Origin of the sequence: Agathobaculum sp., assembly GCF_034098985.1 — a bacterium.
Taxonomy (GTDB): Bacteria; Bacillota; Clostridia; order Oscillospirales; family Butyricicoccaceae; genus Agathobaculum.
This window is the reverse complement of the sequence record NZ_JAXEOA010000014.1, coordinates 173,373-195,488: the sequence shown is the minus strand read 5'-3', so window position 1 is coordinate 195,488 and position 22,116 is coordinate 173,373. Positions and strand designations below refer to the sequence as shown.

Annotated in this window: 28 protein-coding genes; 21 read left to right on the top strand and 7 right to left on the bottom strand. The window is 59.3% G+C overall.

From position 1 onward, the window contains the following. Positions 1-19 precede the first annotated feature (19 nt). Positions 20-1,009 carry a prolipoprotein diacylglyceryl transferase gene (gene lgt, locus SO058_RS04785; RefSeq protein WP_320841857.1) on the top strand — a complete coding sequence of 330 codons (990 nt, stop codon included), beginning with the start codon at positions 20-22 and terminating at the stop codon, positions 1,007-1,009. A gap of 1 nt (position 1,010) precedes the next feature. Continuing rightward, positions 1,011-1,862, top strand: a complete 852-nt coding sequence (gene folD, locus SO058_RS04780; protein WP_320841856.1) for a bifunctional methylenetetrahydrofolate dehydrogenase/methenyltetrahydrofolate cyclohydrolase FolD — start codon at positions 1,011-1,013, stop codon at positions 1,860-1,862. Here folD and SO058_RS04775 read toward each other — a convergent pair. Then, positions 1,859-2,053, bottom strand: a complete 195-nt coding sequence (locus SO058_RS04775; protein ID WP_320841855.1) for a hypothetical protein — start codon at positions 2,051-2,053, stop codon at positions 1,859-1,861. The two genes, folD and SO058_RS04775, sit on opposite strands and share 4 nt — an antisense overlap. 78 nt (positions 2,054-2,131) lie before the next feature. On the opposite strand from SO058_RS04775, the gene SO058_RS04770 reads away from it, so the two are divergent. The 3 genes from SO058_RS04770 to SO058_RS04760 all read left to right on the top strand — a co-directional run bounded on the left by SO058_RS04770 (position 2,132) and on the right by SO058_RS04760 (position 4,861). Further along, the gene (locus tag SO058_RS04770; RefSeq protein WP_320841854.1) at positions 2,132-2,329 is read left to right on the top strand and encodes a helix-turn-helix domain-containing protein; all 198 of its coding nucleotides are present in this window, start codon (positions 2,132-2,134) and stop codon (positions 2,327-2,329) included. Beyond that, positions 2,326-3,495, top strand: a complete 1,170-nt coding sequence (locus tag SO058_RS04765; RefSeq protein WP_320841853.1) for a PucR family transcriptional regulator — start codon at positions 2,326-2,328, stop codon at positions 3,493-3,495. The genes SO058_RS04770 and SO058_RS04765 overlap by 4 nt, the downstream gene beginning before the upstream one ends. A gap of 91 nt (positions 3,496-3,586) precedes the next feature. Continuing rightward, on the top strand, positions 3,587-4,861 hold the full coding sequence (locus tag SO058_RS04760) for a cytosine permease (protein WP_320841852.1): 1,275 nt from the start codon (positions 3,587-3,589) through the stop codon (positions 4,859-4,861). A 50-nt stretch (positions 4,862-4,911) separates the two neighbouring features. On the opposite strand, the gene SO058_RS04755 is transcribed toward SO058_RS04760, so the two are convergent. Continuing rightward, on the bottom strand, positions 4,912-5,940 hold the full coding sequence (locus SO058_RS04755; RefSeq protein WP_320841851.1) for an aminopeptidase: 1,029 nt from the start codon (positions 5,938-5,940) through the stop codon (positions 4,912-4,914). Positions 5,941-6,062: 122 nt separating this feature from the next. Between SO058_RS04755 and SO058_RS04750 the strand changes: the two genes are divergently transcribed. From SO058_RS04750 to SO058_RS04710, 9 genes are all read left to right on the top strand, one after another. Continuing rightward, the gene (locus SO058_RS04750; protein WP_320841850.1) at positions 6,063-7,457 is read left to right on the top strand and encodes a Sapep family Mn(2+)-dependent dipeptidase; all 1,395 of its coding nucleotides are present in this window, start codon (positions 6,063-6,065) and stop codon (positions 7,455-7,457) included. A 62-nt stretch (positions 7,458-7,519) separates the two neighbouring features. Further along, complete coding sequence (rpiA, locus tag SO058_RS04745; RefSeq protein ID WP_320841849.1) at positions 7,520-8,197, top strand: ribose-5-phosphate isomerase RpiA; 678 nt, start codon at positions 7,520-7,522, stop codon at positions 8,195-8,197. Positions 8,198-8,349: 152 nt separating this feature from the next. Then, positions 8,350-8,661 carry a 50S ribosomal protein L21 gene (gene rplU, locus SO058_RS04740; RefSeq protein ID WP_320841848.1) on the top strand — a complete coding sequence of 104 codons (312 nt, stop codon included), beginning with the start codon at positions 8,350-8,352 and terminating at the stop codon, positions 8,659-8,661. A gap of 3 nt (positions 8,662-8,664) precedes the next feature. Beyond that, entirely contained in the window at positions 8,665-9,006 is a 342-nt protein-coding gene (locus SO058_RS04735; protein ID WP_320841847.1) for a ribosomal-processing cysteine protease Prp, read from the top strand. Further along, positions 8,993-9,271 (top strand): 50S ribosomal protein L27, encoded by a 279-nt coding sequence (rpmA, locus tag SO058_RS04730; protein WP_320841846.1) that lies wholly within the window; start codon positions 8,993-8,995, stop codon positions 9,269-9,271. Before SO058_RS04735 ends, rpmA begins: the two co-directional genes overlap by 14 nt. A 66-nt stretch (positions 9,272-9,337) precedes the next feature. Then, on the top strand, positions 9,338-10,609 hold the full coding sequence (gene obgE / locus SO058_RS04725; RefSeq protein ID WP_320841845.1) for a GTPase ObgE: 1,272 nt from the start codon (positions 9,338-9,340) through the stop codon (positions 10,607-10,609). Positions 10,610-10,948: 339 nt separating this feature from the next. Beyond that, the gene (locus SO058_RS04720; RefSeq protein ID WP_320841844.1) at positions 10,949-11,263 is read left to right on the top strand and encodes an Ada metal-binding domain-containing protein; all 315 of its coding nucleotides are present in this window, start codon (positions 10,949-10,951) and stop codon (positions 11,261-11,263) included. Between the two features lie 84 nt (positions 11,264-11,347). Continuing rightward, entirely contained in the window at positions 11,348-11,827 is a 480-nt protein-coding gene (locus SO058_RS04715) for a sigma-70 family RNA polymerase sigma factor (protein WP_320841843.1), read from the top strand. Continuing rightward, complete coding sequence (locus SO058_RS04710) at positions 11,817-12,221, top strand: hypothetical protein (protein WP_320841842.1); 405 nt, start codon at positions 11,817-11,819, stop codon at positions 12,219-12,221. Before SO058_RS04715 ends, SO058_RS04710 begins: the two co-directional genes overlap by 11 nt. 40 nt (positions 12,222-12,261) lie before the next feature. On the opposite strand, the gene SO058_RS04705 is transcribed toward SO058_RS04710, so the two are convergent. The 5 genes from SO058_RS04705 to SO058_RS04685 all read right to left on the bottom strand — a co-directional run bounded on the left by SO058_RS04705 (position 12,262) and on the right by SO058_RS04685 (position 15,574). Continuing rightward, a complete protein-coding gene (locus SO058_RS04705) occupies positions 12,262-13,005 on the bottom strand; it encodes a DUF554 domain-containing protein (protein WP_320841841.1) in 744 nt (247 codons plus the stop codon). Positions 13,006-13,074: 69 nt separating this feature from the next. Further along, positions 13,075-13,746: a permease prefix domain 1-containing protein gene (locus SO058_RS04700; protein ID WP_320841840.1), complete on the bottom strand. Its 672-nt coding sequence runs from the start codon at positions 13,744-13,746 to the stop codon at positions 13,075-13,077. Further along, positions 13,730-14,077: a PadR family transcriptional regulator gene (locus SO058_RS04695; RefSeq protein ID WP_320841839.1), complete on the bottom strand. Its 348-nt coding sequence runs from the start codon at positions 14,075-14,077 to the stop codon at positions 13,730-13,732. The genes SO058_RS04700 and SO058_RS04695 overlap by 17 nt, the downstream gene beginning before the upstream one ends. Before the next feature lie 111 nt (positions 14,078-14,188). Then, positions 14,189-14,410 (bottom strand): PF20097 family protein, encoded by a 222-nt coding sequence (locus SO058_RS04690; protein WP_320841838.1) that lies wholly within the window; start codon positions 14,408-14,410, stop codon positions 14,189-14,191. Positions 14,411-14,425: 15 nt separating this feature from the next. After that, positions 14,426-15,574, bottom strand: coding sequence for a tRNA(Met) cytidine acetate ligase (locus SO058_RS04685; RefSeq protein ID WP_320841837.1), 1,149 nt, complete (start codon positions 15,572-15,574; stop codon positions 14,426-14,428). 135 nt (positions 15,575-15,709) lie between these two features. Between SO058_RS04685 and SO058_RS04680 the strand changes: the two genes are divergently transcribed. The 7 genes from SO058_RS04680 (at position 15,710) to SO058_RS04650 (ending at position 22,035) form a co-directional block, all read left to right on the top strand. Further along, entirely contained in the window at positions 15,710-16,915 is a 1,206-nt protein-coding gene (locus SO058_RS04680) for an acetate/propionate family kinase (protein WP_320841836.1), read from the top strand. 61 nt (positions 16,916-16,976) lie between these two features. Continuing rightward, the gene (locus SO058_RS04675; protein ID WP_320841835.1) at positions 16,977-17,882 is read left to right on the top strand and encodes a CPBP family intramembrane glutamic endopeptidase; all 906 of its coding nucleotides are present in this window, start codon (positions 16,977-16,979) and stop codon (positions 17,880-17,882) included. An 11-nt stretch (positions 17,883-17,893) separates the two neighbouring features. Next, positions 17,894-18,691: a histidinol-phosphatase HisJ family protein gene (locus SO058_RS04670; RefSeq protein ID WP_320841834.1), complete on the top strand. Its 798-nt coding sequence runs from the start codon at positions 17,894-17,896 to the stop codon at positions 18,689-18,691. Then, positions 18,692-19,588: a 4-(cytidine 5'-diphospho)-2-C-methyl-D-erythritol kinase gene (ispE, locus tag SO058_RS04665; RefSeq protein WP_320841833.1), complete on the top strand. Its 897-nt coding sequence runs from the start codon at positions 18,692-18,694 to the stop codon at positions 19,586-19,588. A 55-nt stretch (positions 19,589-19,643) separates the two neighbouring features. Continuing rightward, the gene (locus SO058_RS04660; RefSeq protein WP_320841832.1) at positions 19,644-19,868 is read left to right on the top strand and encodes a hypothetical protein; all 225 of its coding nucleotides are present in this window, start codon (positions 19,644-19,646) and stop codon (positions 19,866-19,868) included. Positions 19,869-19,938: 70 nt separating this feature from the next. After that, positions 19,939-20,445 carry a DUF4330 domain-containing protein gene (locus SO058_RS04655; protein ID WP_320841831.1) on the top strand — a complete coding sequence of 169 codons (507 nt, stop codon included), beginning with the start codon at positions 19,939-19,941 and terminating at the stop codon, positions 20,443-20,445. Between the two features lie 3 nt (positions 20,446-20,448). Next, the gene (locus SO058_RS04650) at positions 20,449-22,035 is read left to right on the top strand and encodes an O-antigen ligase family protein (RefSeq protein ID WP_320841830.1); all 1,587 of its coding nucleotides are present in this window, start codon (positions 20,449-20,451) and stop codon (positions 22,033-22,035) included. Positions 22,036-22,116: the final 81 nt, after the last annotated feature.

Sequence of the window (22,116 nt, the reverse complement as noted above, 5' to 3'; positions counted from 1 at the left end):
AAAAAGAGGATCATCGTTTATGGAACACGTTATCGCTTTTCCCGGCCTTGGGCTGGAGTTTACCATCAACCGCGTCGCTTTCACGGTGTTCGGCAAAAATTTTTACTGGTATGGCCTGATCATCTGTATCGGCTTTGTGCTGGGCGCACTGTATCTGAACGCCCGCGTCAAGGAATTCGGTTTCACGTCGGACAACCTGATCGACTGCCTGCTGCTGTGCGTGCCCGCGGGCATTATCTGCGCGCGCATTTACTACGTTGTGTTTGAGTGGAAGTATTACAGCCAGCATCTAAACGAAATTATCGCCATTTGGAACGGCGGCATCGCGGTTTATGGCTCGGTGATCGGCGCGGTGCTCGCGCTTTGGGGATACAGCCGCTATAAAAAGGTCTCGTTCGCGCGGCTGTGCGATTTGGCCGCGCTCGGCCTGCTCATCGGCCAGCTTATCGGCCGCTGGGGCAATTTCGTCAACGCGGAGGCGCACGGCGGCGTGACCGCGCTTCCGTGGGGCATGACGATCGACGGCGGCGACCCGGTGCATCCGACATTCTTCTATGAATCCCTATGGAACCTGATCGGGTTCGTTGCGCTGCATTTCTATTCCAAAAAGCGCAAGTTTGACGGCGAGATCGCCCTATGGTACGTCGCGTGGTACGGCCTCGGCCGCTTCTGGATCGAGGGGCTGCGCACGGACAGCTTGTATGTCTTCAACGCGCTGCGCGTATCGCAGGTGGTTGCAATCGTAAGCTGCGCCGTGGCAGCGTTCCTGCTGGCGCGCGCCTATAATCGCATCCGCGTCGCCAAGGCGTTCTATGTGCCCGGGCGGGACGAGCCTGTGCCCGCCGAAGGCCCCGCCCCGGCAGACCAGCCGGAGGCGGCCAAAGCCGAGCCGACCCCGGAGAGCGAGGCCATGCCGCTGCCCGAGCAAGCGCCCTCGCCCGACAGCGAACCCGACCCGACCCCCACGCCGCAGCCCGACGCGGCGGTAGACGACAAGGAGGAAACCTGACATGAGCGCGGTGAAAATGGATGGAAAAGCGCTGTCCGCCAAGGTGCGCGGCGGCATCCTCGCGGAGACCGAAGCGCTCAAAGCAAAGGGCGTGAAGCCCGGTCTGGCGGTCATTATCGTCGGCAACGACCCGGCGAGCGAAATTTATGTGCGCAACAAGGAAAAGGCCTGCGCCGAATGCGGGTTTTACAGCGAGAAATACGCGCTGCCCGCGGAAACGACGCAAGAGGAGCTGCTCGGCCTGATCGCGCAGCTCAATGAGAGCGAGCAGATTTCAGGCATCCTGTGCCAGATGCCCGTGCCCGCACATATCGACGAACAGGCGGTGATTGACGCGATCGCGCCCGAAAAGGACGTGGACGCGTTTCATCCGGTCAACGTCGGCAAGATCATGGTCGGCAATTTCGATTTCCTGCCCTGCACCCCGGCGGGCGTGATGGAGCTGCTCGCCGAGTACGGCGTTGACCCCAAGGGCAAGGAATGCGTGGTGGTCGGCCGGTCGAACATTGTGGGCAAGCCAATGAGCATGCTTTTGCTGCACAAGCACGGCACGGTGACCATCTGCCACAGCCGCACGCGCGATTTGGCCGAGGTGTGCCGCCGCGCGGACATTCTGGTGGCCGCGGTGGGCAAGGCGGCGTTCATCACGCCCGATATGGTGAAGGACGGCGCGGTGGTGATCGACGTGGGCATGAACCGGAACGAGCAAGGCAAGGTCTGCGGCGACGTGGACGCGGCGGTGCTGGAAAAAGCGTCGCTGATGACCCCGGTGCCGGGCGGCGTGGGGCCGATGACGATCACGATGCTGATGAAAAACACGCTCAAGGCGGCGAAATTGCAGCACGGGCTTTAATCGAGTTCTGCAAGCAGCTTGCCCAGCAGCACGCCGTCGAGAAAACAACGCTGGGCTTCTTCGGCGTGCTGTGCATTCAGGCGGTCTATGAGCGTGATGATTTGCTCTTTGTCATTGCACAAGGCGCACCAGTCTGCGGCGGCCGTAACTTTGTGGATCATGCGAAAGTAATGTTCAAAAAAGGAATACATTGAGTTCACTCCTTGACTACTATTTGCAATCAGTATAACATGATTGCAAATAGTAGTCAATAGGTGCTGGGAGATTTTATGGATTATATTGATTACATTCAAAAGGCGCGGGAAGCAAAAAACATTTCTCAGCGCCAGTTCAGCAAAATGCTTGGCTTGGCGGAAATTACATATGGCGCCTATGAGCGCCGCCAGCGGAAAATGGATGTCGAAATGTTCGTGAAAGTTTGCAAGCTGCTCGACCTGTCCGCCGACGAGATCTTAGGCCTGAAATGAACGTATCACTTGCCAATATCCTGAAAAATCCGCTGTTTGAAAATGCGCGCGTGCTCGCCGGGCGCGAGGGCTGCTACCGCACGGTCAAGCGCGTGTCGGTGTTCGACAGCCCGTTCGGCGAGGACGTGATCGGCGGCGGCATCATCATGCCCGGAGACTTTTTTGTCACCGGGCTTTTGCAGTTTGCGGACGCGCAAAGCGTGCTTGCCGTCATGCGCGTGCTCGTGCAGGGCGAGAGCAGTGGCGTGTGCCTGATTTCCTCCGGGCGCGAAACGCTGATCTCCGAAGAGGTCAGACGCTTTTGCGACCAGCACTACTTCCCGGTCGTCCACATCGGGCAGGATATCTCCTATGCGCAGATCATGGACACGGTAAACCGCTATATCGCCATGGAAAACCTGAACGTCATGAACCAGCTCAAGCTGGACAAGATCACTGACGGCAAGATGACCGCGCAGGAGAAAATGGAATTGCTGCTGAGTATGAACCCCAATCTGGGCGAATGGGTGCAGGCGGTCTATTTCCAGGGCGATTTTGCCTCGCGCCTGCTCGAATTTGAATGGAACGCGCGCAGCCTCGCCAGCCGGGAGGACGTGTTCATCAACACGCCGGGCGCGCACGTGATGATCCTGAGCGCGGGGGACGAAAAGAAAATGAAAATCCACCTCGACGTGACGCGCCGCCTGCTCTCCCAGTATTTCCAGAAGCCGGCGCTGGGCGTGGGGCGCGCCTATCCGCGCCATTGGGTGGACAAGGCTTTGCAGGAGGGGCAGAACGCGCTCACCATGGCGCTCACCGCGGGCGCGGGCGAACAGGAATACAACCCGCTTTCGGTGCTGCAATTGCTGCTCCCGCTGCGAAACAGCCGTGAAATTCAGGATTTTTACGCGGGCTTCTGTGAAAAGGTGCGCGGCGGCGCGTCCGAGGAGGGCAGCCGCGAGCTGCTTGCAACCGTGCGCCTGTTCGTGCGGCACGCGGGCGATTTTAAGCGCACCGCCGAAGCGCTCCGCCAGCACGAAAACACGGTGCGCTACCGGCTAAACCGCGTTAAGGCGCTGCTCGGGCTGGAGCACGACCCGGTTGCGTTTTATGAAACGCTCGGCCTCGCGGTGCGTATCGAGCAGCTTTTGGGCAAAACGGACGAGGTTGTAAATCTTTCAAAATAAAGTCTGGTATTTTGTAGAATTTTTAAAGCGCCGCAAGCCGATTCACGGTAACATGGGAAACAGACATTTTCCAAAAAGGGGATTGCGGCATATGAAAGAAAACAAGATGGAAAGCGTGACGTTGCAGCCCGTCCCGATGGACGAGCGCAAATCGTGGATCGACGTGGCGCTGATTCAGGCGGGTATCCTGATCTGCGTGCCCAGCCTGATGCTGGGCGGCATGCTCGCGCAGTCGATGAGCATGAGCTCGGCGATTTTGTCCGGCCTGGTGGGCTATGCGATCGTCATTGTGTTGATGATCGTCATCGGCATCATCGGCAGCGACCTCGGCGTGCCGACCTGCGTGGTCGCGTCGGGAAGCTTCGGGCGGCAGGGCTCGTCCAAGCTGATCTCCGCGCTGTTCATGATCTCGATGGTCGGCTGGTTCGCCGTGCAGAACGGCGTGTGCGGCTCGGCGTTCTCAAACCTGATGAGCCAGGCGTTCCATGTGAACATTCCGGTCTGGGTATCGACCGTGGTCTGGGGCATTATCATGCTGGTCACGGCGGTTTATGGCATCAACGCGCTCGATAAGCTCAACAAGTTCGCCATCCCGGCGCTGGTCGTGGTCACGGCAATCGGCTGTGTGCTCGCCATCCAGCGTTTCGGCACGGGCAACCTATGGCAGCCGGTCGAAAACCCGACGATGACGTTCTCGGGCGGCGTGGTGCTCACCATCAGCTTCATGGCAACCGGCGCGCTCAACGCGCCCGATTTCACCCGCTTCCAGAAAACGCGGCGCGACACGGTGCTGTCGTCCAGCGTCGGCGTCATGCCGGCGGGCATGGCGATGCTGGTGCTCGGCGCGGTTATGACGCGCATCGCGCAGCAGTATGATATTTCGCTTGTGTTCGTCGATATCGGCCTGCCGGTGCTCGGTATGCTGGTGCTCATCCTCGCCACATGGACGACCAACACGACCAATGCGTACAGCGCGGGGCTCAACGCTGTCATGGTGTTCAACCTTGCGGAAGATAAGCGCGCGGTATCGACCGTGCTGCTCGGCGTGGTCGGCACGGTGCTGGCGGCGGTCGGCGTGGCGGGCTATTTCGAGGGCTTCCTCTATCTGCTCGGCGACACATTTATGCCGATCGTGGGCATTTTCTTTATCGATTACTGGATCTTTGCCAAGGGCAGCAGCAAACTGTACCAGTTCCGCGAGGGCTGGCGCTGGACCGGCCTACTTTCCTGGGCGCTCGGCTTTGCGGCGACGCGCCTGCCGTTCGGCATCTCGTTTGTCAATGGCACGGTGGTCGCACTGGTGCTGTATCTGGCGCTCGAGGGTCTGGCGCGCAAAAAAGAGCCTGTGAAAAGCGAAAAGGCGTAAAAAAAGAAAGGATTGCCGGTTTTCCGGCAATCCTTTCTTTAAAACAAGGCTCAAAGGCTTGGCATGAGCGCGGCGAGCGCGCTGTCGACAATCTTTCCTTCGTCCATGATCTGCTCGCCGTCGAGCCAGACAGAGGAATGGAGGCAGATACCATCACAGTGCGATTTCGCGTCCTGTCCGTGCGGCGGCGCGTCAAACGGGCTGACATAGCCGATGCCCCATTCGGTCGAGCCCCAGACGCGCTCGTCCTCAACGATGTTTCCCGTCAGCTTGGCGCCAGGGTTGAAGCCGTAGGCAATATGCGCGAGCTTCCACATGCCCTCGTCCTCAAAATCCGCGAGGAACTTTTGGAACGCCTTGGCGTCCTCTCCGCCCTCGACCTTGGCGATGCGGCTGTTTTCAATGGAAAGGCGGATGGGCGCGTCCGGGCTGCGGCCGAACGGCGGGGTGACCGAGCCGTCGAATACGATCGTACCGTTTACCGAGCCGAAGCGCGGCACGACGTTGATCTGCCCGGTCAACATGTGGATGCCGGGCTTGGACGCGTCGCCGCAGTCGCAGGCGGTGTAGTGGTTCGGGTCGATCTCGAACGATACGTCGCAGCCTGCCGGGGTAGTCACGCGCATCGTTTTCGCGTTTTTGGTGCGCTCGGTGACCGCGAGCATAAACGCGCGGAGCTTGGCGGTCTCGACGTTGCCGATCGTGCGCACCATCAGCTCTTCGTTGAAATCGACCAGGCACATGTAGCGCAGTTTTTTGTTTTCCGCCTCGGCGCGCTCAAATGGGGTCGAATACAGCAGCCACTGGTGGTTGAACTCGATCCATACGTCGGCGTGCAGCAGGGCGGCGGAAAGCGCGTCCACCGGCAGGTCGGGATCGGCCGCCTTGCCCACGCCGCCCGGCGTCGGGATGCGGATGACCATGGGATGTGCGCCGGCTTCACGCGCGCTGCCGGACACTGCCTGCACAACCGTGAAGTCGGTGTCATCGTCGGCGGTCAGGATGACGGTCTCGCCCGGCTGTACGGCGAAAATTTCACGGACCAGCTTGTCCGCTGCGGTTTTTAAAGAGGGGTTCATAGGTTGTCACCACTTTCTAATGCAAATCGTTAGTGCTATTATACTGGATTCGCCCGGCGAGGGCTTTGTGGAAAGTTTAAAAATCATCGGCAAATCTTGAAATATTTCCAATGGAGGATGCTATGGAACGCTTTGTCAGAGAAAATCTGGAAGACATGATTTCCCATTTGGGCGAATTAGTGGCGATCGACAGCGTATACGCGGAGGACGGCGGCGAGGGCGCGCCGTTCGGCGCGCGCATCCGCGCGGCGCTCGATTATGTGCTGGAGCTCGCGCGGTCGTTCGGTTTTTCCGTGCGCGATTACGACGGCTACGCCGCCGAGATCACGGCGGGAACCGGCAAGCGCATGATCGGCGTGCTGTGCCACGCCGATGTGGTCGCGGCCGGGACGGGCTGGGATACCGACCCGTTCACGCTCACGCGAAAAGACGGCAGACTGTACGGCCGCGGTGCGTCGGACGACAAGGGGCCGCTCATTAGCTGCCTATATGTGATGAAATACCTGCTGGACAGCGGCAGGATCCCGCCGGATGCGTGCGTGCGCATGATCGTCGGCGCGGATGAAGAGGAGGGCTGGGGCTGCATCCGGCACTATCTGGAGCACGCCGGCGTGCTGCCCGAAGTGTCGATCGTGCCGGACGGCAATTTCCCGCTGATTTTCTGCGAAAAGGGTCTGCTCGACTTTGATCTGGTTTCCGAACACCGGATCGAGCGCGGCGCGCCCGTGCAGCTTGTTTCGGTCACGGGCGGCGGCAGCCGCAATATCGTGCCGGACGCGGCGCAGTGCGTCCTTGAATGCGCCGACCCGGACGCGGTGCTGCAAACGCTCTCGGGCGCGCCTGACACCCAAGCCCGGGCGGAGGACGGTCAGGTCGTGCTCCAAGCGCGCGGCAAAAGCACGCACTGCATGTCGCCCGAAAAGGGTAAGAATGCGATTGCCGCACTGTTTGCCGCGCTCGCCCGCCTTGGCGGCAGCCTTTCCCATCATGCGCTGGTCGAAGCGTTTGGGTGCGCGCTTGGCGAAGACTACACGGGAGAACGCTTTGGCTGCGCGATGCGCGACGCGGCTTCGGGCGCGCTGACATTCAACGTCGGCGCGGTGCGCATGGACGCGGCGGGCGCGGTGACGCTCGAGTGTGACCTGCGCTATCCGGCGTCGGTCTCCTATGAGACCGTGCGCGATCTGACAGCGGCGGGCGCGGTTAAAAACGGGTTTGTTTACCATGAGGTAGACCGCCTGCCGCCTGTTTATCATGAGAGATCCTCGCCGCTGGTCACAGCGCTGCTCGACGCATACCGCGAGGTGACCGGCGACACGGACAGCCAGCCGCTTTCGATCGGCGGCGCGACTTATGCGCGCGCCCTGCCGAACGCGGTCGCGTTCGGGCCGCTGTTCCCGTGGGAGGAGGAGCTGGCGCACGAGCCGAATGAATTCCTCGCCGAGGAGAGCCTTGCAAAAATGACGGTAATCTTTGCCCGCGCGCTGGAAAAACTGCTTGCCGCCCCCGGAATGTGATTGCTTTTTGCGGATAGACAACCTATAATAGGAAGTACCAACATCACGGGAGGAATTTCACAATGGATATGAAGAAACTAGCCGGCGATAAGGCCGCCGAGTATGTAAAAGACGGCATGGTGCTCGGCCTCGGCACGGGGTCGACCGCTTACCACATGGTCAACGCCGTGGGCGAGCTGGTCAAGAACGGCATGAAGCTCAAGGCGATCCCGACCTCTAAGGCGACCGAGGCGCAGGCCAAGGAGCTGGGTATCCCGCTGCTGACCATCGACGAGGTCGACCATATCGATCTGGCGATCGACGGCGTGGACGAGATCGACCCCGCGTTCAACGCCATCAAGGGCGGCGGCGGCGCGCTGTACCGCGAAAAGGTCGTGGCGACGCTGGCGGACGAGGTCATGTGGATCATGGACGAATCCAAGCTGGTGGACAAGATCGGCGCGTTCCACCTGCCGGTTGAGATCGCGCAGTACGGCTCCAAGCAGGCCATGGCGCAGATGGAGAAATACGGCTTCCATCCGGTTCTCCGCGTCAAGGACGGCAAGACGTTTGTCACCGACAACGGCAACTACATCGCCGACCTGCATCTGGGCGCGGGCTTCGATATCGAAGACGTTTTCGGCAAGCTGAACGGTATGCTGGGCGTTCTGGAGCACGGCCTGTTCCTCAATATGTGCAAGCGCATGATCGTGGGCTGCTCGAACGGCGAGGTCAAGGTCATCGAAAACCCGGGCAAGTAAATATTAGAGATTCTTCCGACGGGGCTTGACAAGCCCCGCCGCTTGTGTTATGCTACTAAAAGCCGCATTGTGCGATGGCTTAGGTTAAGTGCGTCCGTAAACCGGTCGCCGCCGCGCCAAGCGTGACTCTACAAGGAAAGAGAGGGAATAAGATGTACGCAATTCTGAAGACTGGTGGCAAGCAGTATAAGGTATCCGAGGGCGACGTGATCTACGTCGAAAAGCTCGGCGTCGAGGACGGCGCGACCGTTACGTTCGACGAGGTTCTGGCCGTAGGCGAGGGCGATTCCTTAACCGTTGGCGCTCCTTACGTTTCCGGCGCTTCGGTAACCGGCACGGTCGAGAAGACCGGCAAGGGCAAGAAGATCAATATCTTCAAGATGAAGCCCAAGAAGGGTTACCGCAAACGTCAGGGTCATCGTCAGCCGTTCACCAAGGTGACCATCGGCGCGATTAAGGCCTAAATTATGACCCGCGTCACATTCTCGCTCGCAGCCGGACGGGGCATCCGTTCGGTCGATCTTCGCGGCCACGCCGGCTATGCCGACGAGGGCGAGGATATCGTTTGCGCGGCGATTTCCAGCGCGGTCATGCTGACGCACGCCCTGTTGTTCGACGTCCAGCGTATCCCGGTGGACACGGTCATTGAGGACGACGGCGCGCATATCCGCATCACCCTGCCGCAGGGCGGGGGCTTCGAGAAAGGGCAGGACGCCATGCAGGCGCTCCGCATCCACCTTTCCGAGCTGGAGCAAGATTATTCCGAATATATGAACGTAATGGAGGTGCACACGAATGCTGAAGATTAGCTTACAGTTTTTCGCGCATAAAAAGGGCGTCGGCTCGACCAAGAACGGCCGTGATTCCGAAGCCAAGCGTCTGGGCGTTAAGCGCGCGGACGGACAGACCGTTCCCGCCGGCAACATTCTGGTTCGCCAGCGCGGCACGAAGATCCATCCGGGCACGAACGTCGGCCGCGGCAAGGACGACACGCTGTTCGCCAAGGTCGAAGGCGTTGTTCGCTTCGAGCGCTGGGGCAAGGATCGCAAGAAGGTCTCTGTTTACCCGCAGTAATGAATACAAAAATCCCAGACAGTGTGTCTGGGATTTTGTTTTAGCATTCCCGAAAGGAGGGGAAATATGTTTATCGACGTAGCCAAAATTAAAATTATTTCCGGCAAGGGCGGCGACGGCAAGGTCGGCTTCCACCGCGAGAAATACGTGGCCGCGGGCGGGCCGGACGGCGGCGACGGCGGACGCGGCGGCTCGGTCATCTTCAAGGTGGACGATAACCTGTCCACGCTTTTGGATTTCCGCTATAAAAAGAAATACGAGGCCGCGCCCGGCGAAAACGGCGGCTCCAAACGCTGCAAGGGCAAGGACGGCGGCGATCTGGTCATCCGCGTGCCGCGCGGCACTATCATACGCGACCAGAAGACCGGGCAGGTCATCCGCGATTTGTCGGACGATGAGCCGTTTGTCGCGGTCAAGGGCGGCAACGGCGGCTGGGGCAACACGCATTTCGCGACCCCGACCCGCCAGGCGCCGCGTTTCGCCAAGCCCGGGCAGCCGGGCGTGGAGCGCGATATCATTTTGGAGCTCAAGCTGCTGGCGGACGTGGGGCTGGTCGGCTTTCCGAACGTGGGCAAGAGTACGCTCCTGAGCATGGTTTCGGCGGCGCGGCCCAAGATCGCAAACTACCATTTCACCACGCTTGTGCCCAATCTGGGCGTGGTGTCGGTGGGCGAAGAGCAGAGTTTCGTCATGGCGGACATTCCGGGCATCATCGAGGGCGCGCACGAGGGAGCGGGCCTCGGCCATGATTTCCTGCGCCATATCGACCGCTGCCGCCTGCTGCTGCATCTGGTGGACGCGGCGGGCAGCGAGGGGCGCGACCCGGTGGACGACATTGAGAAGATCAACGCCGAGCTTGCGGGATACAGCGAATTTCTCGCGTCCCGCCCGCAAATCGTGGTGGCGAACAAGGTCGACCTGCTGGGGGACGACCGCGCGCCGGTCGAGCGGCTGAAAAAATACGCGGACGAGCATGGTATGCAGTTCGCCGAGCTGTCCGCGGCGACCAACCGGGGCGTTTCCGAGCTGATGCGCATGACGTGGGACGCGCTCAAAGAATTGCCGCCCGTGTTCGTCTATGAGCCGGAGTTCGTGCCGGTCGAGGACGAAGTGACCGACCGCGACTGGACGGTTGAGCAGGTGGACGATTATTATGTCATTTCGGGCGCGTGGGTGGACAAAATCATGGCGTCGGTCAACACGGACGACTATGAATCCCGCCAGTATATGGACCGTATGCTGAAAAACGCGGGCGTATATGAAAAGCTGGAGCAGATGGGCGTCAAGGAGGGCGATTTTGTCGTCATTGGCGATATCGAGTTCGAGTATGTCTATTAAAAGAAAAATCCGGCCGAAAGGCCGGATTTTTTATTCGTCTGCTTCGAGATGGTCAAGTGCATAGCGGCAACATAAAAGCACTAATTTGTTGAAAGATATATTATTATTAGCGGAGACTTGATTTAACTCCTCAAAAATGTTTTCGGTAAAACGAACAGTTCGTGAAATGTCAGCATTACTGAATATATCATCAATGTGAAACACCATATCCCCACCTGTATTTTTTATATGACTACATTATAGGTTTTACAAGTGGTTTGAAGATATAACCAAATCTGGTTGCATTACTCAAATGGCCTACAATTTATACTTATGGTATCAACTTGGGGGTGATACCATATGAAAAAACTGATGGATTGGCTCAAATTACACAGGGTTGTCATTGTCGTCATGCTTGCCATCGCGCTCGCGCTTGAATTCTATGGAATGTATGAGGGCTATAAAATGGGCTATTTGGACGCGGCTGCGGATATAGACTATTCGGCTCGCGACTATGTCATGCAAAGCCTCGATTATATTTGCGACGCGGATACCGGGCTTCTGCATAAAAGAGACTGTCCGGAAGCGCCCGATAGAGATAACCAAATTTATTGCGACAGCCGCGAGGTGGCGATTGCCTCCGGCTACCGTCCCTGTGGCGTCTGCGATCCGTGAAAAAATTTTGTGATATTCCGCCGCCCCCACGGGTACTCCTTACGAAAGGCCTTTCAAAAACCCATCAGACGAGGTAAGCACACCATGCAGCAAGCACAATTCGAGGAGCTCGCGCGGCGCTACCGGGACAACCTGTTCGCCATTGCGTTTCAATATACCAGAAACGCGGCCGACGCGGAGGATATGACGCAGATCGCGCTCATGAAATGCTACAAAGCGGAAAAACCGTTTGAAAACGAAGAACACGCGCGCAATTGGCTCATCCGTGTCACCATCAACGAGTGCAAACGCTATTTGACCTCGCCGTGGCGGCGGCTGACCGCACCTATCGACGACTACGCGCAAACGCTCGGCTTTGAATCCCCCGAGCAGTCGGAGCTGTTTTTGGCGGTGATGAAGCTGCCGCAGAAATACCGCGTCTGCATCCACCTCTATTATTATGAGGACTACTCGGTGCGCGAGGTGGCGCAGATGCTCGGCTTGCGCGAAAGCGCGGTGCAGACCCGGCTGATGCGGGCCAGACAAAAACTAAAATCAACGCTGGAGGGCTGGAATGATGACTGATAAGGAACAATATAAGGCGGTGTTCGCCCATTTGCACGCCTCCGGCGAAGAACTGCGGGAGGGCAGACATATGAATGCAAAGCATATTCGCAAAGGACTGGTAATCGGCGTGGCGGCGGCCGCGCTCATGGCAACGGCGGCGGGCGCTGTCAACGCGGCGACCGACGGCGCGCTGATGGATACGATCGGCATTGTCTTTTCCATCAAGGACGGTTCGGGCAACGACATTAAGCCGGACAGCAACGGCGTTTACCATGCCAAAACGCCGGACGGCGAGGACGTGACCATCACCTTGACGGAGGACGACCAAGACAAGGCTTCGTTTGAGGGCGAGATTGACGGCGAAGCCGTGCCGGAGACGGCAACGCCGCGCTCCGCGGCCGTAGACAAGTAAAAAAGAAAAAGGAGGCTTTTCTAAGCCTCCTTTTTATTATTTACAGCGCGCCGACCGCCGGAATGAACCGGCCGAGAAAATAGAATAAGATCGGCAGGAACATCGCGGGCAGTAAATTGCCCACTTTCACTTTTTTATCAAACATCAGATTGAAGCCCAGCCCGAAAATCAGCACTGAACCGATACAAGAGATCTGGCTGATGAGCGCGTCCGACAGCCACGGGCGTATCGCCCCGGCGAGCAGCGTGATGCCGCCTTGGTAAATAGCCAGCGTGACGGCGGACAGGTACACGCCCTTGCCGAGCGAGGCCGCGAAAACGATGGCGGCGATGCCGTCCAGAATGGCCTTGGCGATGAGGATGGAGGGATCGCCGCTCAGACCGTCCTCCAGCGCGCCGACAATTGCCATCGCCCCCACGCAGAACAGCAGCGACGCGGTGACAAAGCCCTCGACAAAGCGGCTGTCGCCCTCGTCCGACAGCTTTCTTTTGCACGCCTCGCCTAGGCGGTCGAGCCGAGCCTCGATGTCGATGCCCTCTCCGATGAGTGCGCCCAGCATCAGGCACAGCACGAGCAGCATGGTGTGCTGCGTGGCGAGCGCGCCGTTTTCGATGGTCACAAGCCCGGAAACCGCGCCGCCGATGCCGATAAAGAACGTGCACAGCCCCAAAGCCTGCAAAATGGTGCGCTCAAAGCGCTGCGGCAGGCCGTTTTTAAGCAGCAGGCCGATGGTCGTGCCCGCGAGCACGGTGCCGACGTTGATAATTGTCCCCAAACCGATCATATTTTTTGAAACCCCTTTAATTATGCTACCGGATTATTATAGCATAACGAAAGGGGTTTGCCTATGGTTTTAACCGCGGCGGTATTCTTCGATCGCAGCGATCGCGCCGGTCAGCACGCCCGTGACGACGAAAATGATCCAGCCCGGGTGCCACAGGTCGGCAAAAAATCCGAGGCACAGGTAGATCACGGCGGCGATTGGAAAGGCGATCGCGGAAAACAGCTTGGTCAGCCGGCCGGAACCCTCGTCGTCTTTCTTTTTCAGCCCGAGCATATCCTCATAATACTCCTCGCGCACGCCAAACAGGATGCAAAGACCAACACCGGCGGCGATGCACAGGAAGAACAGGAAGATGCCCACGGTTTTGGAAAAAACGCTCACACCGAAAATGTAGCTGACGGGCGATAGGATGAACAGCGCGACCGCCACGGCGATGCCGACACCCATCGAGGTTTTAAACTTCCGGTATTCTGCGGCCAGCGCGGGGTCAGCTGTGCGAGCGTCCTCCAAAGGCGCTTCGGACGTTTCTTCCGAAAGCCCGAGCTCGGCGCGCAAATCGTCCAGCGAGCCGATCGACGCAATCACCAGCCCTGCGGCCTCGTTTTCGTTTTTGCCCTCGGCGAGATAGGCGTGGTATTTCTCTTCGAGGTTTTCGAGCATATCCAGCTTCATCTGGACGATATCCTTAGTCTTTGGCAGCGAGGCAAACAACGCCTCCACATAATTACGAATTTGTTCCATCTGATTGTTCCTCCCTTGTGAACGCGTCGACGACGCGCTTAAGCACCTGCCATTCGGCGCATTTTTCGCGGTAGAATTGCCGCCCGGCGCCCGTGACGGTGTAATATGTGCGCGGCCGCCCCTGTGTTTCGTCCCCCTGGTAGGAGGCGACATACCCCTGCTTCTCCAGCCGGCCAAACGCTGAATACAGCGTCGTTTCCTTGATCGAATATTGCCCTTGCGCGCGCTTTTCGATCTCCTTGGAGATTTCGTAGCCGTAGGAATCGCCTTCCATCAGCAGGCACAGGATGAGCGTGTCGTTATAGCCGCGCATGACATCGCTTCCCAGCATAATGAGCCTCCTTTACTTCATCTGTCGTAGTAATTATAACAGAATTACTACGACAGGTCAAGTAGTTTCTGCAAAAAAGCCGCGGCCTTTAAAAGCCGCGGTTTTTGGCGCTCAGCAATTGTCCACATCGATGATCACTTTCCGGCAGTAGGAGCAAAACCAGGCGCGCGCTTCAGCGCGGGCGGTGGGCACGTGCGAGCCGACCGTCAGCCCGCCGCACGCCCAGAGACCGGGCAGGAGCGTTTTGTCCCTGGGCTTCCATTTGAGCGCTTTCCGGTCGCCGAGCAGCGTGCCGTCGAGCATGTCTTTCGAGCAATATGGGCATTTTTCCATGGCGTGCGCCTCCTGTCATTTCGTGCAGTAGGGTGTCTGACGAAAATGCGAGCCGCCCGCGCGGCGGGCGGGATCGGGGGATGCGAGGGCAAACAGGTCGTCCGCGAACGCATCGCGGGAAAGGGCGGGCTGCAAAGCGGCGGGCAGCCGTTTTTCTAAAACGGGTTTCATGATAAGGGGCAATTCGGTCCGCACATTTTTGAGAAGCACCCGCCCCTTTGGGCCGACTGCCAGCACGCGCAGATACTGCGGCAGCACGTCCGCGTCCGCGGGGACGCCAAGCGCGAGCCGCGTGAGCGCGCGCCGCACACGGGCGGCGGGAAAGCGGCGAGTCTGCGCGAGGGAAACAGCCTCCGCCCAGCAGCCTGCTTTGTGGACGGCGGCAGCAAGGCGCTCATCAAAGCCGTCACGGCTGCCGGTGGAAAGCGCGCCGTCGGACAGCAGGCGGCGCAGGATAGGGAACAGCAGATCGTCCAAAGGCGGTGTGGGCGGTATGTCCCGCAGCAATTCAAACACATTTTCGGGCAGGAACGGGGCGCAGTCCGCAAGTCCGCCCGCGCGGATACGCGTGCGCAAAAGGCTGGCCGAGGCGAAACCGTCCGCGGGCAGGGCGGCGTCGTGCGCCGCGCCCAAGCGCGGGATGGCGAGCGGCCGCATACCCGTGCCGCGCATCGTGCGGCAGTATTCGATGGCAAGGGTGTTGTTGGGCGCGTCGAGCAGCGCGGCGGCCTCCGGGTCGCGCTTTTGCAGCGCTTTTTGCCGGGATGCGGCGTAGGAAAGTCCCTTTTCGGGAGAAAACGCAAGGGAATCGAGCAGGTCGGCCGCTTTTTGAATAAGCGCCGCATCGCCCGATTCGCAGCCGAATGACAGCGTATCGCACGAAAACGCGCGCAGCGTCTGCACCGCGCCGCGGGCGAAGCCCTCGGCGGATGACAGCGCGCAGCAAAGCGGCAGCTCGATGACAAGATCTGCGCCATTTTGTGCCGCCATCTGCGCGCGGATATATTTGTCCACAAGCGCGTCCTCGCCCCGTTGGACGAAATTCCCGCTCATCGCGCACACGATTGCCGTGTCCTCGCCGAGCGCGCGGCGCGTTTCGGACAAATGGTGCGCGTGTCCCGTGTGGAACGGATTGTATTCGGCAACAACGCCGCAAACGGCCATGGGCACCTCCAAAAAAACCGAAAATATCCTTGTGTAATCGAGGTAAATCGTGTAAAATGAATTTGTATCATTATTATATCTGCTTTTGCGGCTGTGTGCAAGCCGCTAAAATACGGGCATGAGGGAGTTTTGAAAATGAAAGTACTGGTTATCAACGCCGGTAGTTCCTCGCTGAAGTATCAGCTTCTGGAAACGTCGACCAACGACGTCATGGCCAAGGGCCTGTGCGAGCGTATCGGCATCGACGGCGTGCTGGTGCATACCGGGAACAAGACGGATGAGAAATTCACCATCCACACGCCGATGGCGACCCATTCCGAGGCCATCAAGGCGGTCATCGATATTCTGCTCGACCCCGAAAAGGGCGTAATCTCCTCGATGAGCGAGATCGACGCGGTTGGCCACCGCGTTGTGCATGGCGGCGAGTTCTTCTCGGACAGCGTCATCATCACAGAAAAGGTGCTGAAAGCCATTGAGGACTGTGTGCCGCTCGCGCCGCTCCACAACCCGCCCAACCTGATCGGCATTCAGGCGTGCCGCGAGGTCATGGGGCCGGACGTGCCGATGGTCGCCGTGTTTGACACCGCGTTCCACCAGACCATGCCGCAGGCGCACTACATGTACGCCATCCCCTATGAATATTACAATAAATACAAGATCCGCCGCTACGGCTTCCACGGCACCTCGCACAAATATGTTTCCCAGCAGGCCGCCGACATGCTCGGCCGCCCGATCGAGGATCTTAAGCTGATCACCTGCCATTTGGGCAACGGCTCGTCCATCTGCGCGATCAACGGCGGCAAGTCGTTCGACACCTCGATGGGCTTCACCCCGCTGGACGGCCTGCCGATGGGCACCCGTGCGGGCAACATCGATCCCGCCATCATTGAGTTCTTGGCGGAAAATGAGAAGCTGTCGGCCGCACAGGTCATCAATATCCTGAATAAGAAATCCGGTATGCTCGGTATTTCGGGCGTTTCCTCCGATTTCCGCGATCTGGACACCGCGATCGCCGACGGCAACGCGCGCGCCGCGCTCGCGAAAGACATGTTCAACCTCTCGGTCAAGAAGATCATCGGCTCGTACATTGCGGAAATGGGTGGCGTCGACGCGATCATCTTCACCGCGGGCGTGGGCGAGAACGACCGCTCTGTTCGCTGGGATGTGTGCGAGCACATGGAATACCTCGGCGTCAAGATCGACCCGGAGAAGAACAAATACCGCGGCAAGCAGATGGATATTTCCATCGATTGGGCGCGCGTCCGCGTGCTGGTCATCCCCACCAACGAAGAGCTGATGATCGCAAAGGACACCGAGCGCCTGGTAAACGAAGCCAAGTAACGCAAACGACAGGGCGGGGCGGGAAGCCTTGCCCTGTTTTTGCGCGATAGGAGAGGAACCTATGGAGGAGTTTGACGCGCGCGCTGAGCGGAAATATTGTTCGCGCATCGGTTTTTCGCTGGTTGTCACGCTTGCGTGCGCGCTCGTCTGGCAGTTCGCCGTGATGTGGGTCGACTACCTCACGCAGGGCGGCATCCCCGAGACCATTTATTATATCCTGATTCTGGCCGGGCATTACGCGGTCGCGCTGCCGCTGGCGCTGCGCCTGACGCGGTGCGTGCCCCGCACGCCGGCCCCACAGCAGGAATGGGGCATGAGCCAGATCGCGAAATGGTTTTTCATCGGCATGGCGGTCATGTGGCTGGGCGCGTTTGTGGGCACGGCGGTCAATAATCTGGCATACGGGCTGATCGGGCGGACGCCGGTGGACGCGCTCAACGAGGTGTTTGACCTGCTGCCGCCCGCCGCGGCGATCCTGAGCGCATGTGTGCTCGCGCCCATTTGCGAGGAGTTCCTGTTTCGCGGCGTGATTGCAGACCGGCTCGCCCGCTATGGGCAGGGGCGTGCCGCCGTGATTTCGGCGCTGCTGTTCGGCCTGTTTCACGGCAACCTGACGCAGTTTTTTTATGCGTTCGGGCTAGGGCTGCTGCTCGCCGCCGTCTATTTCAAAACAGGGCAGCTCATCGTCCCTATCACGCTGCATACACTTTATAATGTGTGTGGTTCGGGCGTGCCGCTGCTGATCGGCAGCCGGGAAACGGGAATGATCGTATATGGGCTGCTCGTGCTCGCGTGCCTGATTGCGGGCGGCGTATTGCTGATTTTGGAACTCATGAACCATGGCTTTTGCCTTGAGGACGGCCCGCTGTCCGGCGCGCCCGGGCGCGTCATCTGGCTGAACGCCGGGATGACGCTGGCGCTCATCGTGTGCCTCATGCAGTTCATTATCGTATTTTTATCCCAGTAAGGAGGCCCTTTATGCTGGTAGACCTACATATGCACACCGGCTATTCAACGGACGCCGAGCCGGAACAGTCGGTGGAACAAAAGGTGCGTGCCTGCATCGCGCGCGGCATTGGGATCATGGCTATCACCGATCATCTGGATTTTCTGCACCGCCGCGACCCGTCCGATAACCGGGACGTGGAGGCGTGCCTGCGCGATATCCGTGCGGCAAAGCAGGTGTTTGCGGACGAGATCGAGCTGCTCGTGGGTATTGAGATCGGGCAGGTGCACGCTGACCCGCGCGCCGATGCGTTTCTAAAGTCGCATTCATTCGATATGGTCATCGGCTCGCTGCACGTGATGCCGAACGACCTCGATATTTACTTTCATGATTTTGAGCATCTGGACTGCGACGCGTTTATGCAGGACTATTTCGATGAGCTGCTCAAGATCGTGCGGCACGGCGGGTTCGACGTGCTCGCGCACATCGACTATCCGCTGCGCGTGATGCGGCATGGAGATTATGTGCCCTCGTTCGACCAGTATATGGACCGCGTAAGCGCTGTGCTGCGCGAGTGTATTTCGCGCGGCTACGCACTCGAGCTCAACGCGGCGGGCATGGCAGGCTGGCAGAAAAAAGTCGGCCCGCCGGAAAATATTTTGATAGAATACAAACGCCTTGGCGGTGAGCGCATTTCGATCGGCAGCGACAGCCATTCGCTGGACACGGTCGGGCGCGGCATTGAGGAGTGCGCCGCGCTTGCAAAGAGCGCGGGCTTCTCCTCGGTCACGGTCTTCCGGAACCGCCGGGCGGAACAGGTGGAGATATAAGTGTTTTTCAGCAAGCAAGCGGTGACGCATGACGAGACGACCGTCCACGCGCGCGCCAAAATCAATCTGACGCTCGATGTGACCGGCACGCGGCCGGATGGATACCATACGGTGAAAATGATCATGCAGACGGTCGCGCTGCACGACGATGTGACCGTGACGGTCACACATGGGGAAAAAAAGCCGCAGGGCGTCCGGCTGACCTGCAACCTGCCCTACCTGCCGACCGATTCCCGAAACCTCGCATTCCGCGCGGCCGAGCTTTTCTATGAGGAGACCGGCGCGCTGCTCGAAACGGTCGATATTCATATCGAGAAGCGCATTCCCGTCGCCGCGGGACTCGCCGGCGGCTCGACCGACGCGGCCGCCGTGCTGCGTGCGCTTTCCGCGCTGCACGCGGTCGGCCTGACGGACGGCGAGTTGTGCGAAATGGGTTTAAAGCTGGGTGCGGACGTGCCCTATTGCCTGCGCGGCGGCACGATGCTGGCCGAGGGCATTGGGGAAACGCTGTCGCCCTTGCCTGATATGCCACACTGCCATGTGGTGCTGTGCAAGCCGCCGTTCGGCATCTCCACCAAGGAGGCCTACCGGCAGATCGACGCGGTCGAACTAAAAAAGCGGCCGGATACGGACGGCATGGTGAAAGCGCTCCAAAAAGGCGATCTGGCCGGCGTCTGCAAACGTCTTTCCAACGTGATGGAGGATGTGACCGCAAGCAAGCGCCGCCAGATCGGAGAGATCAAGGCGTTTTTGACCGAAAACGGCGCGGACGGCACGCTGATGAGCGGCTCTGGGCCGACGGTTTTCGGCCTGTTTTCCGATGAAAGCCGCGCCCGCACGGCGGCAAAGATGCTCCAGCACCGGTTTACGGACACCTTTCTCACAGAGATCGTATAAGAAGATTTCCTCCGGGACATACTGGGAACACCAGTTTTGGTCCGGAGGTTTTTTTATGAAAGTGAAATGGGATAAGCAGGGTCTCGGCGCGTTTTTTGCCGCGGCTGTGGTGTTCGCGGCCGGCGCATGGTATCCCCAGCCGCCGCAGGGCGCATGGTGGTGCACGGCGTTTTCCGTCGTATGCGACGAGGCAGCCCCGGCGGACAAGCAGGACGGGGACGGGCAGAAGATCGTGTTTAAATGGAAGCTTGCCGAGGTCTGGCGGGAGATTATGGGATAAAACAGCTTGTTCGACCTCTTTCGCTGTGCTATAATGGCAGGGAAGTATTCCATACAGACGGAGGAAAAACATGAAAGTGATTAATGAAAAAGGCAAGCTGTTCGGCGTGATCAACATTGTCGACCTGCTTGTGCTGCTGGCCGCAATCGCGATCGTCGCGGGCGTAGGCTATAAGCTGTTCGGGCCGCAGATCGCGGCGGCAGCGTCCAAGCAGGTTGATATGACCGTGGTCATCCGTGTGCGCGGCGCGACGCCCTTTATGCAGAAAGAGATCGCGCGAAACAGCCAGGTCGGCAAGAAGCTGGTCAGCGGCAACGAGTATGTGAACGCCACCATCACTGATATGCAGGTCGAGGACTATGTCCAGCAGGTGACGACGGCCGACGGCCGCATCGTAGATGCGCTCGACGGCACCAAGAAAGACCTTGTGTTCACCATCGCGACCACGGTCGCCGAGGACGCGCCCTCGCCCAAGATCGGCACGCAGGAGGTGCGCGCCGGCCGCACGTTCATCCTCAAGACCAACGATTTTGAAACCACGGGAAACATCGATTCGGTCGACATTGCAAAGGAATAAGCTATGAAAGCGATCTTGCAAAACAGCCGGTTCGTGCGGGCGCTCTCGCGCCTTCGCGGCTGGTACCATCAGGGCGCGATCGCCGGCTTTTTCCAAAAAGTCCGGGACGCGTATCCGCAGTCGCATTTTTGCAGGCTGTGGGAGCGATTTTGCGCCTCCCCGCTGCCGGATGCAGCGCGCAGCCGATATGCGCGAATGCTTGCCGCGCTGCGCCGCTTTGTTGAGCGGCTGGGCGATGCGGCACGGCAGAGCGTCGTATACCGCGCCTGCACCGCGGTCTGGAAACCGGTGTCCAATTTTCTCGGCGGCGGCATAATCGGGCGCGTGGTGCGGTTTTTCGGCATGCGCGGCCTGCTGCTTACCGCGCTCGCGCTGTATCTGCCGCTTGACTATGCCATCCGCTCCTACCTGCCCGGCTTTCTCGCTTCGGTGTGGGATGAATGCCTGATGCTCGCGGCGCTGGCCTACATCCTGTGGCACACCGCGATGCGCCGCGCCCCCGGCGGGCTGCGCGCTACGCCGCTGGACGCGTATCTGCTGCTGTTCATCGGCGTCGGCTTTTTCCTGATGTGCGCGGTGTCCCCCAACACGGGCATCGCGGTGGACGGCTACCGCGCGGTTGTGCAGTATTTGTTCTGGTTCTTTTTGGTCACGCGGCTGATCGAGGACGACCGCGATTTTGCCATCTTTTACGGCGCGCTGGTCGCGATGGCGGTTGTCATCGGGCTGCATGGGATTTACCAGTACATCGTCGCCGCGCCGATCCCTGCGGCGTGGGTGTCGCAGACCGAACAGAGCGTGCGCACGCGCGTGTTCTCGATCACGGGCAGCCCAAACATCATGGGCAGCCTGCTCGTGCTGTTCGCCCCCATGGTGGCGGGCATCGCGTATTACAGCCGAAAGATGTGGGTCAAGGTGCTCGCTATCGGGGCGACCGGCATGATGTGCCTGTCGTGCATCTTCACGTTCTCCAAGGGGGCGTGGGGCGGGCTTGCGGTCGCGGTCGTCGTGTTCGCGATCTTTTTGGACCGCCGCCTGATCGCGCTGATGGGTGTGGCGGGCGCGGGCGCGCTGATCGCCATTCCCTCCATTGCCAACCGCATTACCTATCTGTTCACCACCGACTATGTCGAAGCCAGCCAGCGGGCGGGCCGCATGGTGCGCTGGGAGACCGGCCTGAACCTGCTGCATGAATCCAACCCGTGGCTGGGCTTTGGGTTGGGCCGCTTTGGCGGCGCGGTCGCGATGCAGAATAAGATCATTGAGGAATCGGACACCTTCTCCTATTTCTATATGGATAACTACTATCTGAAGACGTTGGTGGAGATGGGCTATATCGGCCTGATCTTTTTCATCATCCTGCTGGTGGGTCTGGTGCTATGGTGCCTGCGGGCCGTCGGCCGCACGAACTTTACCGAGACCGACCGAAGCCGCGTGCTGGCGGTGTCGATGTTTGCGGGAATGATGGGCGTGCTGACACACTGTTATTTTGAAAACATTTTTGAAGTGCCCTATATGATGGCCTATTTCTGGAGCATGGCCGCGGGGGTGCTCTATCTCGGGTATTTCCGGAAAAAGCGGAGTACCTGAACAGATTTAGCGGGAAAAGCACGGAGAAACAATTGTTTCTCCGTGCTTTTTTGCACGCTTTACACAAAAGTTTACACTTTA